The 12,152-nt window shown below is 50.0% G+C and carries 16 protein-coding genes; all 16 read left to right on the forward strand.

Translation table 11 applies throughout. The features are described from left to right. Positions 1-2 precede the first annotated feature (2 nt). The 16 genes from AWB54_RS00430 (at position 3) to AWB54_RS15840 (ending at position 12,122) form a co-directional block, all read left to right on the forward strand. Complete coding sequence (locus tag AWB54_RS00430; protein WP_061212679.1) at positions 3-341, forward strand: phage head closure protein; 339 nt, start codon at positions 3-5, stop codon at positions 339-341. Then, positions 331-714, forward strand: coding sequence for an HK97-gp10 family putative phage morphogenesis protein (locus tag AWB54_RS00435; RefSeq protein ID WP_082735925.1), 384 nt, complete (start codon positions 331-333; stop codon positions 712-714). Before AWB54_RS00430 ends, AWB54_RS00435 begins: the two co-directional genes overlap by 11 nt. Beyond that, positions 711-1,079 (forward strand): tail completion protein gp17, encoded by a 369-nt coding sequence (gene gp17, locus AWB54_RS00440; RefSeq protein WP_061212680.1) that lies wholly within the window; start codon positions 711-713, stop codon positions 1,077-1,079. Before AWB54_RS00435 ends, gp17 begins: the two co-directional genes overlap by 4 nt. Positions 1,080-1,082: 3 nt before the next feature. Next, the gene (locus AWB54_RS15835; RefSeq protein ID WP_160328882.1) at positions 1,083-1,967 is read left to right on the forward strand and encodes a major tail protein; all 885 of its coding nucleotides are present in this window, start codon (positions 1,083-1,085) and stop codon (positions 1,965-1,967) included. 48 nt (positions 1,968-2,015) lie between these two features. Beyond that, on the forward strand, positions 2,016-2,312 hold the full coding sequence (gene gpG, locus AWB54_RS00450) for a phage tail assembly chaperone G (protein ID WP_061212681.1): 297 nt from the start codon (positions 2,016-2,018) through the stop codon (positions 2,310-2,312). Between the two features lie 220 nt (positions 2,313-2,532). After that, positions 2,533-5,676 carry a phage tail tape measure protein gene (locus tag AWB54_RS00455; protein WP_061212682.1) on the forward strand — a complete coding sequence of 1,048 codons (3,144 nt, stop codon included), beginning with the start codon at positions 2,533-2,535 and terminating at the stop codon, positions 5,674-5,676. Further along, on the forward strand, positions 5,669-7,081 hold the full coding sequence (locus tag AWB54_RS00460; protein WP_061212683.1) for a hypothetical protein: 1,413 nt from the start codon (positions 5,669-5,671) through the stop codon (positions 7,079-7,081). The genes AWB54_RS00455 and AWB54_RS00460 overlap by 8 nt, the downstream gene beginning before the upstream one ends. A gap of 4 nt (positions 7,082-7,085) precedes the next feature. Next, the gene (locus AWB54_RS00465) at positions 7,086-7,697 is read left to right on the forward strand and encodes a hypothetical protein (RefSeq protein WP_061212684.1); all 612 of its coding nucleotides are present in this window, start codon (positions 7,086-7,088) and stop codon (positions 7,695-7,697) included. Between the two features lie 11 nt (positions 7,698-7,708). Beyond that, entirely contained in the window at positions 7,709-8,050 is a 342-nt protein-coding gene (locus AWB54_RS00470) for a hypothetical protein (RefSeq protein ID WP_061212685.1), read from the forward strand. 1 nt (position 8,051) lies between these two features. Continuing rightward, positions 8,052-8,462 carry a hypothetical protein gene (locus AWB54_RS00475; protein ID WP_061212686.1) on the forward strand — a complete coding sequence of 137 codons (411 nt, stop codon included), beginning with the start codon at positions 8,052-8,054 and terminating at the stop codon, positions 8,460-8,462. A gap of 12 nt (positions 8,463-8,474) precedes the next feature. Next, a complete protein-coding gene (locus tag AWB54_RS00480; protein ID WP_061212687.1) occupies positions 8,475-9,206 on the forward strand; it encodes a hypothetical protein in 732 nt (243 codons plus the stop codon). Continuing rightward, positions 9,206-9,730: a hypothetical protein gene (locus AWB54_RS00485; protein WP_061212688.1), complete on the forward strand. Its 525-nt coding sequence runs from the start codon at positions 9,206-9,208 to the stop codon at positions 9,728-9,730. Before AWB54_RS00480 ends, AWB54_RS00485 begins: the two co-directional genes overlap by 1 nt. Before the next feature lie 21 nt (positions 9,731-9,751). Continuing rightward, on the forward strand, positions 9,752-10,174 hold the full coding sequence (locus tag AWB54_RS00490; RefSeq protein ID WP_061212689.1) for a CD1375 family protein: 423 nt from the start codon (positions 9,752-9,754) through the stop codon (positions 10,172-10,174). Between the two features lie 71 nt (positions 10,175-10,245). Next, positions 10,246-10,647 carry a phage holin family protein gene (locus AWB54_RS00495; RefSeq protein ID WP_061212690.1) on the forward strand — a complete coding sequence of 134 codons (402 nt, stop codon included), beginning with the start codon at positions 10,246-10,248 and terminating at the stop codon, positions 10,645-10,647. Continuing rightward, complete coding sequence (locus tag AWB54_RS00500; protein ID WP_061212691.1) at positions 10,640-11,341, forward strand: N-acetylmuramoyl-L-alanine amidase family protein; 702 nt, start codon at positions 10,640-10,642, stop codon at positions 11,339-11,341. Before AWB54_RS00495 ends, AWB54_RS00500 begins: the two co-directional genes overlap by 8 nt. Positions 11,342-11,954: 613 nt before the next feature. Further along, positions 11,955-12,122, forward strand: a complete 168-nt coding sequence (locus AWB54_RS15840; RefSeq protein ID WP_160328883.1) for an SHOCT domain-containing protein — start codon at positions 11,955-11,957, stop codon at positions 12,120-12,122. Positions 12,123-12,152 lie beyond the last annotated feature (30 nt).

Raw genomic sequence — 12,152 nt, forward strand, 5'->3', positions numbered from 1 at the left:
TTATGAAGAAGCGCGATTTAATGGGTCAGATGCGGCAGCGTATTGCCTTGCAGGCCAAGACTATCACAAAATCAGAAGGCATCCCCCTAGAAAACTGGACTACAGTAGCCATAGTGTGGGCAGCAGTTTCGGACATATCGGGTAAAGAATATTTCCAGGCGGGGGCCTTGCAGTCGGAAGTCACCACCCGGATTAAAATCCGCTACCGAACCGGGCTAACTACTTCCATGCGGGTATTATATGGCTCCCGGGTATTTCAAATTCTGTCGGTAATCGATAAGGATGAGCGGCACCGCATAATCGAACTGATGTGCAAGGAGGTGATCCCCGGTGGCGGGTAATCTGACTCTGGAAGGTATGGACGAGATTTTAGATAGGCTAAAGGAACTGGGGCAAAGAGCCGCTCCGGTAGAGAACCAGGCCCTCTATGCCGGTGCCAAGGTCGTCCAGGAAAAGGCTAGCCAAAAAGCGCCGCGCAGTTTAGAGGCTAAGGAGCATCTGGCCGACAATATCGTGATTTGCGAACCAAAGCAGGATGAAAACGGCAAATACGTGGAGGTGGGGCCAACGGCTCCCTTTTTTTATGGCAAATTTCTGGAGTACGGCACCTCCAAGATGACCGCCCGCCCTTTTATGGGTCCGGCCCAAGCCGAAAGCAAAAAACAGGTGCTGGAAACCATCAGGCAGACCTTGAAAGCGGGGCTTGACCTATGATCAATGTCAAACCGGAAGTCCTGGCGGCTTTGGAGGAAAATACCGATTTACTGGCTTTATTGGGTGGGCCTCATATCTACCAGTTGAAAGCGCCGGAGGGCTTAGATAAATATATTACATTGTTTGAGTTAACTAATTTCGATTCCGCCTGGGCAGACAACACTGCCTTTATGGCTGAGGTGCACGTGCAAGTGGATGTGTGGGTAAAAGCAGCCAGCACCTCCCCTATTGCCGCCGAGGTAGACAAAACCATGAAATATTTAGGCTTTAAAAGAACTAGCAGCGCCGATCTTTATGAAGACGATACCGGAATATATCACAAAGCGCTCAGGTATGTGACTGAGCGGGAAGTTGAAGGAGGTTAGAAAATGGCAGGAGTACAAGTAGGCTTAAACAGCCTGTATTACGCGGTTCTTACCAGCGATACGCCTTTAGCAGCGACATATAACAGCCCGGTGGCCATAGCCGGGGCTATCAACGCCAAAATAAGTCCCAAAAGCAACACAGAAACCCTGTACTGTGACGACGGGCCTGATGAAACCGTCACCTCGCTGGGAGAAATCGATGTGGAGTTTGAGACTAAAGACATTGACTTAAACACCCAGGCGGTCCTTTTGGGACACAGTGTCACCGGCGGGGTGCTGGTCAAGAAGTCAACCGATACTGCGCCCTATGTAGCTCTGGGATTCAAGTCCAAAAAGAGCAACGGCAGCTACCGCTATGTATGGCTGTATAAAGGGAAATTCGCCCTGCAGGAGCAGGAGTACCAGACTGCGGAGGATAAGCCCAAATTTCAGACCCCCAAAATCAAGGGGACATTTATTAAACGCACCTTTGACAACGCCTGGCAGAAGATCGGCGATGAGGATCATCCCGATTGGACAGCTTCAACCGGCACAAATTGGTTTACGGCGGTAGACGGAGCGGCCCCCGGCCCTTTGACGGTGACAATAAGTCCGGTGGATGAAGCCAGCGGAGTGGCAGCAGACGCTAACCTGACCTGGACCTTTGCCAACGCCATCCAGGCTACCGATGTAACCGCCGCTAATTTTATCTTACTAAAGGCTGATGATGGGTCCTTAATTGCCGGAGTCCTTAGTATTGATACGGAACACAAGGTGGTGACTTTTAACCCGGCCAGCAATTTAGCCCCGGGCGCGGATTACATCATGGTATGCACGCAGGGTGTCAGGGATATTTACGGCCAAAACCTGGCTACAACCTTAATAGGCAGCTTCACCACTGCTGTTTAAGCCAATCGGGGCGGTTTTTGTATCGCTATCACAAAGGGAGGGATATTGATGGAGAACCCCAAGATTACCCTTAAAGGAAAGACATACACCGCGCCGCCGCCCAAGGTCAAACTCTGGCGCGAAGTGACCAAATTCAAGGATAAATTCGGCGATAAAGAGCAAGGCGATGAGGAAGCTCTAAGCGAGATGGAACGCCTGATCGCCGCTGCCTTTAACCACCCGGAAATAACCGCTGAGGTTATCGAAGAGGAACTGGACCTGGATGAGTTTGTCCCTCTCTTTTACCAGATTGCCAGTTGGGTGGCCGAGGCAGTCAGCCGCAAGATGGCAGAACTCCCAAAGTAAATCCCGCCGACGGACCGGATCTAAGCCATCTGTCGGCTTATCAAATGGTGGTGTATTACTATTTGAGCCTGGCCCAAAGCTACCACTGGCTTCCGGAACAGATTGACGCTATGACGCTCGATATGTTTTGGGATCTTCTCATTGTTGGAACGTTAATAAACGAAGCTGAAAACAATCCTAGCGGCTACATTGATGACATTTGGTGAGGGGGTGAGCACAGTTGGCAGAAACCATCGGCGAACTGCTGGTCAAAGTCGGCCTGGACAACACCGGCTTTAATCAGGGCATGAAAGAATTAGATCAGTCGCTTAAGCTGGCCAGGGCTGAATTTCAGGCAGCCTCCGCCAAGATGGGCGATATGGGCAGCGCCGCCGACCAACTTAAATTAAAAGTTGAATACTTAAACAAGCAGGCTGAGGTGCAAAGGCAAAAAGTTGCCGCCTTAAAAGATGCCTATGACAAAGCGGCGGGCAGCACCGAGCAGGATGCGGCGGCGCTGGAAAAACTGCGGATTAAAATGCTGCAGGCCGAAAAGGTTCTGGCCAATATGGAACACTCCCTGAAAAATACGGTCAAGGAATTGGAACTGCAAGCTTCCGCCTGGACTAAGCTCTCTAAAAAGGCCGAAGAAGCCAGCCAGAAATTTAAAGCGGCGGGCAGCAGCATCACCAGTGCCGGTCAGGGAATGTCCCTGGCGGTTACCGCACCGCTTGCAGCCGCCGGAACCGCTGCGGTGAAACTGGCCTCAGATACCAATGAAGCTCTAAACAAGGTGGAGGTAGCCTTTCAGGATAACGCTGAAGGCGTTAAGAACTGGAGCGATACCACCCTGGAACGCTATGGCATCGCCAAGGGCACTGCCCTGGATATGGCTGCTACCTATGGGGACATGGCCACCAGCTTGGGACTCAACACCGCGCAGGCGGAAGAAATGAGCAAGACCCTGGTGGGTTTGGCCGGAGATCTGTCCAGTTTTAAGAACATCAGCATCGACATCGCGGATACCGCTTTAAAGTCGGTATTTACCGGCGAGACCGAATCTTTGAAAGAATTAGGCATTGTTATGACCCAGGCCAATCTGCAGGAATACGCCTACAGCCAGGGGATTAAAAAGAAGATCCAGGATATGAATCAGGCGGAGCAGACCCAACTCAGGTACAACTATGTCCTGGCCATGACCAAGAACGCCCAGGGGGATTTCGAGAGAACCGGGGCGGGAACGGCTAACCAGATGCGGGTTTTCTCCGAAAGCATTAAAGAGCTGGGTGCAACTATGGGCCAACATATCCTACCAGTTATAACCCCATTAATCCAGAGATTAAATGAACTGGTGCAAAGATTCGGCGCTTTGAGTCCCAGCGTCCAAAAAACCATTCTGGTTGTGGCCGGGGTGGCTGCCGCCATAGGCCCGGTTGTCCTCATTATCGGTCAGCTGGTCACCGCCGCCGGGGCCATCTCCGGGGTAGTTGGTACAGCTGCAGCCGCTATCGCCAGCGCCGGCGGGGTTACCGCAGCTTTGGGGGCGGCTTTTTCCGCCTTAACCGGTCCTATTGGTATCGCTGTAGCCGTTATCGCTGGTTTGGTTTTGGCCGTAAAGGAGCTTTGGCAGAACAATGAAGGCTTTCGTAACACGGTCAAGGAGATCTGGGCGGATATTGGGAGCGTTATCGCCAAAGCCGGAACCGCCATTAAAGTGTTCTGGGACAATTGGGGTAAAGATATCACTGCGGTATTCACCAATATCTGGAACATTATTAAGGCGGTATTTCAGACTGCGGCGGAAGTGATTGTAAACGCATTCGGCTTTTTCCTGGATGTCTTGCAGGGAGACTGGCAAGGGGCCTGGGAGCATATCAAAAACATTTTCATCACCCTGTGGAATAGGATTAAGACAGTGGTGGTCAACGCTTTCGAGGGTCTAAGAACCCTGCACAACACTCTGCTGGAAATCGGAGCTCATATTATTCAGGGCCTTATCGACGGGATTAAAGACCGGATAGATAAAGTCAGGGAAATCGCCGGGGAAATTGCCGAAACCGTAAAAAACAAGATCAAAGAAGCCCTGTCCATCCGCTCCCCCTCCCAGGTGATGCGCGAATACGGCCTTAATATCAGCGAAGGCTTGAGCACCGGCATGCAAGAAGGACTGTCCTTTGTAGAAGGCTCGGTATCCGACATTATTGCCACTCTCGTCGATATGCGCAACAGCTTGGAAAAGATAACGAATGAAACCAACGCCAAGCTGCTGAAAGCGGAAAAAGAGTACGCCGACCAGTGCCGGGAAGTCAAAACTAAACTAGCCCAGGATGAAATCGCTTTGCAGCAGGAACTGTCAGATAAATTAGCCGCTATTACGGCAGCAGGCTTAGAGAAAGAAGCCCAGGCCATCGAAGCCTACCAACAGAGCTATGCGGCCAAGGTGGAGTCCATTAAGAACCAAATTGGGCTTTTTGATGAAGTAAAACCGCAAAAAGTATCGGGCAAGTCCTTGCTTGGCAATCTGGAGGATCAGGTTCAAGAGTTCGACAGCTGGCAGGCCAACCTGAAGTCACTGGCCGCCAAAGGGGTTGACGAGGGGCTGATTGACGAACTTAGGCAGATGGGGGTCAAGGCGGCTCCCCAGGTCGCGGCGTTAAATACCTTGACAACTGATGAGCTTAATAAATATGTGAACCTTTGGAAAACCAAAAACGCCCAGGCCCGGGCGGAAGCCAATATCGAAATGCGCCAAGCCCGGGTTGATCTAGGCCAGCGCTTAAGCGAGATCAGGATGGAAACCCAGAATCAACTGGCCCAGCAGACTATCGAAATGCAGAACAAACTCATGGAAATGAAAGCCAAGGCCGATGAGGAGCTGGCCAAGTACAAAAAGGCCTGGGAGGAAAAGAACGGAGAAATTAAAAAGAACGCCGCCGAAACCATCGCCACCATCGAAAAGAAGTATGAGGAAATAGTCAAGAAATCGGCCGGGTACGGCATCCAGGCCATGAGTGAGTTAATCCGGGGAATAAGGTCCAGGATGAGCGCCTTGCAAAGTGTCATGGATGAAGTGCGAAGCATAATGGGCTCCGGTATGGACCCCAATCAGCGCAACTCCCCCTCTTTAGTAGACAAGATTAAAATCGGGGTGGCTGATATAACAGCCGCCTACAGCAGCTTAAAAAACAATTTAAGGGGTCTTGACTTGCAGAGTGCTTTAGCAGGAGTTGCCCCTTTAGCTTTGGGTACGGCTGCCGCTAATTCAACAAGTAACAGCTCGACCACCATCAACCGGATCAGCATAACGGTCAATGGCGGCACCGCCGATGTGGGCGAGCAGATTTACCGGACGCTCTTGGCCAAGGGGGTGCGTTTCAGTGGCTAAAAGCCTTAAGGTTGCCGGGATGGAGCGCTGGCCGGACTATCGCCGGGGAAGTCTTAGTATCAGCCAAATCCTTACCAGTCAGGTAGACAGCTGCTCGTTTTTGGTTAAGGGATCAAAACCCCTGCAGGGCAGTGAAGTCATCATCGAGGATAGCGGTCTTACAGAGCCTCGGCTCTTTGCCGGGACCATCGACCGGGTGGAACTGGTGAATTATAAGGCTCCGCTGGTGTGGAAAGTGGACTGCCAGGACTATACCCTGCAGATGGATAAAAAGCTGGTGGTGGAAACCTATCTGGGCTTAAGCGCTGACGCCATTGTACGCGACATCCTGCTTAAATATTGTCCGGATTTTTCGGCGGCGGAGGTAGCCAGCGGCGCACCGGTAATTGAGTCTACCGGCACCGAATTCAACTACAAAATGCCGTCGGAATGTATGAAGTGGCTGTGCGACTATATCGGCTGGCAGTGGTATGTGGACTACTACAAGGTGGTCCATTTTTTTGATCCTGCCCAAATGGGAACTTCTGCTCCCATGACCTTGCAGCCCGGGGGTCGGTTTAGCAATTTTAAAGTAAGTATCGACCACCAGGGACTGCGCAACCGCATATATGTCCTGGGCGGCAGCATGCTGTCCGACCCACAGACTATCGAGTGGAAAGCAGACGGTGCGGCTCGTATCTGGGTGCTCCCCTGGGTTCCTAATGAATGTAGCTTGCAGGTGGGCGGTACTGTGCAAAACGTCGGGGTTGAGGGTGTGGATGAAGAAGATGCCAAGGATTATCTGGTAAACCTCAGCGACGGCTACCTGCGCTGTTCTGCTGATACTGATACACCCGAGAGTGGCGTGACCATTTCGCTTACCGCCCGGCAAAGCATTGATGTTATTACCGTGGTAGATGATTTGGCCAGCCAGGCTTCCATTGCCGTCCTGGAAGGCGGCGACGGAGTGTATGAGCACTATATCAAAGATGATACCTTGACCACCATTGAAGCTGCTGAAGCAGCCGGAAATGCCGACCTTAGGGAATGGGCTAATCCTAAGACCAGCGGAAGTTTCATCACCGCTGTGCCGGGATGGGAACCGGGACAGTTAGTAAGCATTGAGCTTCCTGAACGAGGTGTGAACGCAGTTTTCCTGGTACAAAAGGTGACCATCTCCTTAAGTGAAGCCGGTCTTTGGATATACACCATAGAATACGGCGGACGTCTCTTAGGGATAGCCGATTTTCTTAAAGCCCTGGTCTCCGCCCAGCAGAAGAAAAAAATGAACGACACCAAACTAATCCATAAGTTCGTTTATGGAACCGAAGCCATAGCGATAAAAGATGTGTTGCTTACAGCAGGCAGAAACCGGCCCTGGTTGGTCGAAAGCTGTGCAAGCAGCGCAGTAATGATAGGAGGTTGATGTAATGGCTGGCGGATATATTCAAGTCCCGCCCGACAGCATCGGGAAAAAGTTAAACGCGCGCTACCGGGCGATTGAAGGCACAGCGGGCTATGAGCAGTATGTGGCCCTACAAGGGCTTCCTACCTTTTATTGTTTAGCGCCTAGCGTTTCTCTGGCGCAAAACAAACATTTGTTTTCCATATATAACGATGCAGGCAGCGGTTATTTAATTCGGGTCCCTAGGCTGTCTATTGTCAACATGTCACTGACATCGGTTTCCGGCGTAGGGGTGGAACTGGATTTTATGCGTACCACCAGCCAGAGCGGCGGTACGGTTATAACCCCGCAAAAAGCTGATACTGCGGATGTTAACCTAACAGCGGCTATTCACATTGCTACCGGGGCCACCATTGCTGAAGATGCCTTGCTGTGGCCGGTGACTCTTAATAACGATGAAATTCCCCTGACCCTTAATGCCACTCCTTTGCTGGATTTCAATATGATACCCCGGGGAATGGACGTTAAGCCTTTATGTATACGGCCAGGAGAAGGTTTCAGTATCAAACAGATAACCAACACCAGTGTCGGCCTATGGTCAATACTGGCGGTGATTACAGCTGAGGATATCACGTAGGAGGTTAGGCTATGTCTATGATATGGGAAATGCATAAGTGGGGGCTTGACAACATCCCGCAACCGGAAAGCCAAGCTGTACCCACTATTGGCAGCCTGGCCCGCATCTATCCCCAGACCCAAGCTATGTCATTGCCTAGGGGGCTGCAGATATCAACAAGTATTAATGGCAGCCAGTGGAGTCCATGGGCGGATGTGGACTTTTCCAAAGCTGTAACGGTACCTTTCCCGGGCTTTATCAAATTCAGGGCCTATCAAAAAGCGAACGTGCAGGTCTTTAACTACAAATCGCCAGATGAAGCCGACTCGCTGGTTGGCCTGACAGTGGTATTAGGCCAGTATGGGGTGGTGTGACATGAAAGATATTATCAGTCTTAAATCAGAATGGTATTTGGAATACGAGGATGGCAAAGTTATCGGCCCCTTAAAAAACTATGTTACCAGCGCAGGCTTAAGTATAGCCGCCCAGAAGCTGGCCGGACTCTCCAGCCCCTATCTTGTTATTGGTGATGATACGGCCGAAGGGGATACCATATCCGAAGTTTACCGCAAAGCGGTATCGGTGGTGACCCAGTCCGGGAACATAATCCGCTTCAGGACGGTGCTCTTGTCTGGAGAAGGAAATGGGCAGCACCAAAAGACCTGTATCTTTACTGACGCCAGCGATGCCCCCGGTTCAGGCATTATGTTTAACCTCTTAAAAGTGCCCTGGGGCAAGGAAAACCAGATGATTTTGACAGTGGAATGCAGGCTTACTCTGCAGTAGGGGGTGATTTTTGTGTTGTTTGCAGCTGAAAGCGGCCGAACAGTAATCGATGAGAACCTGGCTAATGCTGCTATGATGATGCAGGAATTCTCGCATATTTATGAAGGCACCGCTTTTGGTGGCAAAACCGGAGCGGGCATTGCTGAATTTGACTGTGCCGGATATGACCATGCGGTACGGTTTAAAGCCGATGCCGCTGCCGCTATCGCGAGAGTAACCTTTGAAATTATCAGGCATGGTCAGGGTGCAGATCTTATGATTGAACTACGGGACGGCTTTAATCCGGACGGTTCAACGGCGGGTTCGTTGCTAAGATATATGGTACTGCCTAAAGAGTTTATTCCCACCAGCAAGGGATATTTCAGCATCCCTATAGATATATCTGACTTGGTGAGCGGCGCTTACTACTGGCTGATCATTAAAAAAGCCGGGGATGCTGATAACCATTTCCACCTACATGGGGAAACCATACAAGACTCCTTATACCCCACTTACAAAAGAGCGGGAAACAGCGGAGCCTGGACAGCAGAGAACGCCATCCACTTCGGGGTATATAACGGGGAAACGGGCAACCTTTTACATGGCATCTATGGCTACAATGCTATTACCTGGCTTATATGGGACGGTGATCTAATCTCCAAAGCTTACCGGTACCTGCCCCCTGCTTCCGGTTTTTCTGGCGGGGTCAGGCAGATCAAGACCTATCAATGGTCAGGCGAGATATTAAAACGGGGGGTGGTGTGATGTTTGGCTCAGAAGAGATTCTGGCTTTTATCCGCAGGCAGGTCGGAGTAAGGAACGATGCCGATGATCCGGCGGGTAGCCTGCATGCCAAAATCGGCAACCTGAAAGATGTTATGCAAAATTATATAAAGAACTACACCATCATGCAGTTAAGCACTATATCATCAACATCTTGCAGCTGGAGCAGTACTGAACAAAGTGTAACCATTTCCTACAATGGCGCAGGCATCTTGCAGAACATCTATATACAAGGCAGCGGCACTACATGGACCAGCTCTTGCAGGGCTACCGTTACCGTCGATGGCATAGCCTTTCCCGCATTTGGTTCTGCATCCGGAAGTGTGGCCTGGCCAGGATCCAATGTTAATCTGTTCTCTGATTCAGCGGGAAAACTCAATGTAATCGGTAGCAGAGCCAATTTAGGCATCCCCTTTCGTTCTTCCCTGTCTGTTACCATATACTTTTATGTTTCCGGCGGGGGCGGCGGATCTATGGTAGGCAATCTTGAAATCTACAAATATTAGGCGAAAGGGGTTAAGGCATTAATGTTTTTGGTATATAACAAAGCCGATGGTTTAGTAGTGCAAGCATCCGAGACTGAACCGGTGCTGGCTCCGGGACAGGACTGTGTTTTTGCTCATGACCCTGAACTTAATTTATCCAATTATGAAACTATACGGGTTTTAGCCAAAGAAGGCTGTCATTTGGAGCTAAAGCCTACTGCCCAATGGCTGAGCCGGGTAAGTGGCAGCAGTAATATCACGCTGGATGAAAAAATTGGCAGGTTGGAACATTACAACCTGGTACTGATGGAAGCCGTAGCCAAGCTTTCGGAAGCAACTCCCGGCACGGTCAGCCCAGATTTGATGGTTGAACTGGTGCTGGCGGGAAGGAGAACCATTGATCAGGTGCCAGCTGACATACAAAAGGAAGTGTCAGGCAGGATTGCATCAGCTAGCGAATTATAGGCAGCTTAAGTTATTTTTCAGAATGGGCCTTGGGGCTCTTTTTTATTGCCAATTTTAAGGAGGATGAACTAATGAAAAGCTCAATTCAAATCGCCTTTACAGCCTTTGGCGGCTGGCTGGGCTGGGTCTTGGGAGGCTGGGACGGCTTTTTGTACGCGCTGATCACCCTTGTGGTTGTCGATTACCTGACCGGCGTCATGTTGGCCATACTGGAAAAGCGCTTGTCCAGCGAGGTCGGTGCCAGGGGCATCTTTAAGAAGGTGCTGATTTTTGCCATGGTGGCAGTGGGACACATTATAGATGCCCAGGTTATAACAAACGGTAGCGCTGTCCGTACCGCGGTCATCTTCTTCTATTTATCCAACGAAGGAATCAGTATTCTGGAAAACGCAGCCAAGATCGGCCTGCCTATTCCGGAGAAACTCAAACTGGTTTTGGACCAGCTAAATAAGGAGGAAACGATTAATGGCTAGATTATGTTTCGACTACGGTCATGGCGGCAATGACCCGGGCGCAGTATATAAAGGAAGGAAAGAAGCTGATGATGTGCTGAGCCTAGGTCGGGCCGTAGCAGCAGTGTTGAGACGCCATGGAGTAATCGTCGATGAGACCAGGACGTCTGATGTTAGTGTAAGCCTGAAAGCTAGATGTGATTTTGAAAACATGGGCAGCTTTGATTACTTCATATCCTTTCACCGTAATGCTTTTAAACCGGAGGCGGCTGCTGGTGTAGAAACTTACACTTATTTAAATCCGGGAGCCAAGTCAAAGGGGCTGGCCGAAAAAATTCAAAGCTCCCTGGTGGGGGTCGGTTTTGCAAACCGGGGGGTGAAAACTGCTAATTATCAAGTCTTAAGAGAAACAAAGGCCCCTGCAGTACTAATCGAAATCGGCTTTATTGATAACAGCCAAGATAATGCACTGTTTGATGCCAAGAGAGATGAAATTGTCAAAGCAGTTTCTGGCGCTATCCTTTCCCAACTGGGGTTAGCATACATAGAAGAAAACAAGAATGGTCTTGAAGGAGCTTTGGAGGTGTTGGTAAGAAACGGCATACTTAAATCCCCTGAATATTGGCTGCAAAATGCAAGAAAAGGCCAGAGCGTAAATGGCGAATACGCCGGGATGCTGATTGAAAGAATGGCCGAGTACATTTCATCCCTATAACCTTAACGATTATTACCTAAAAGAACTATCCTTGAAGCATTAGCTCGGCTTTTACTTCTTTAATAAAACCTAATAACTGACTCCAAATCGCCGGGTGATTGATTTCACCCGGCATTTTTTGCTTTAACCCTAAGCTACTGGTACTCAAACCGCCCTTCGTTGTCCTGTGGATTGTGAGGGAACGATTCATGCCCTTCGAAGGGAGGAACCGATATGAACGGCTTGCAAAAAGAGCGGATTGCTCTTCTTCGCGCCGAAGGTAAGAGTTACACCAAAATAGCCGATACCTTAGGTTTATCGATAAACACGGTGAAGTCTTACTGTCGCAGAAACAATCTGGGCGGAAATGCTACTATAATGTCTGACTCTGTGGACGGTACATTTTGCTGCGAGTGCAGAGTGCCGCTTAATCAGACCATCGGGAAGAAGCAGAAACGGTTCTGTTCGGACAAGTGCCGTATGGCATGGTGGAATGCCCATCCAGAGGACGTTAAACACAAAACCATCCGGTCATTTACTTGTCAGACTTGTGGCCAGTCCTTTGAAGCGTATGGCAAACGAGAGCGAAAATACTGCTCCCGCGCTTGCTACGGCAGGTCGAAGGCGGTGCGGCATGAGTAGTAAGACATTAGCAGTCATCTACTATACGGCTACCATGGCAGTTTTCAATAGATGGCTTGCAGCAGGCATTATCCGAGAAGATGAATTGATTAAAATTGAGGCAACTATCGCTCAAAAATACGGGCTTTCCGAGCGCAGCATATATCGCCAAAACACTTGATAATATGGGCTTTTGGAGCGAATATGTCAT

The organism is Syntrophomonas wolfei subsp. methylbutyratica (genome assembly GCF_001570625.1).
GTDB lineage: Bacteria > Bacillota > Syntrophomonadia > Syntrophomonadales > Syntrophomonadaceae > Syntrophomonas > Syntrophomonas methylbutyratica.

Bases quoted from the DNA above. Each gene is read 5' to 3' on its own strand.
- AWB54_RS00430 (WP_061212679.1), top strand. From the start codon at position 3: ATGAAGAAGCGCGATTTAATGGGTCAGATGCGGCAGCGTATTGCCTTG.
- gp17 (WP_061212680.1), top strand. From the start codon at position 711: ATGATCAATGTCAAACCGGAAGTCCTGGCGGCTTTGGAGGAAAATACC.
- AWB54_RS15835 (WP_160328882.1), top strand. From the start codon at position 1,083: ATGGCAGGAGTACAAGTAGGCTTAAACAGCCTGTATTACGCGGTTCTT.
- gpG (WP_061212681.1), top strand. From the start codon at position 2,016: ATGGAGAACCCCAAGATTACCCTTAAAGGAAAGACATACACCGCGCCG.
- AWB54_RS00465 (WP_061212684.1), top strand. From the start codon at position 7,086: ATGGCTGGCGGATATATTCAAGTCCCGCCCGACAGCATCGGGAAAAAG.
- AWB54_RS00470 (WP_061212685.1), top strand. From the start codon at position 7,709: ATGTCTATGATATGGGAAATGCATAAGTGGGGGCTTGACAACATCCCG.
- AWB54_RS00475 (WP_061212686.1), top strand. From the start codon at position 8,052: ATGAAAGATATTATCAGTCTTAAATCAGAATGGTATTTGGAATACGAG.
- AWB54_RS00485 (WP_061212688.1), top strand. From the start codon at position 9,206: ATGTTTGGCTCAGAAGAGATTCTGGCTTTTATCCGCAGGCAGGTCGGA.
- AWB54_RS00490 (WP_061212689.1), top strand. From the start codon at position 9,752: ATGTTTTTGGTATATAACAAAGCCGATGGTTTAGTAGTGCAAGCATCC.
- AWB54_RS00495 (WP_061212690.1), top strand. From the start codon at position 10,246: ATGAAAAGCTCAATTCAAATCGCCTTTACAGCCTTTGGCGGCTGGCTG.
- AWB54_RS00500 (WP_061212691.1), top strand. From the start codon at position 10,640: ATGGCTAGATTATGTTTCGACTACGGTCATGGCGGCAATGACCCGGGC.
- AWB54_RS15840 (WP_160328883.1), top strand. From the start codon at position 11,955: ATGAGTAGTAAGACATTAGCAGTCATCTACTATACGGCTACCATGGCA.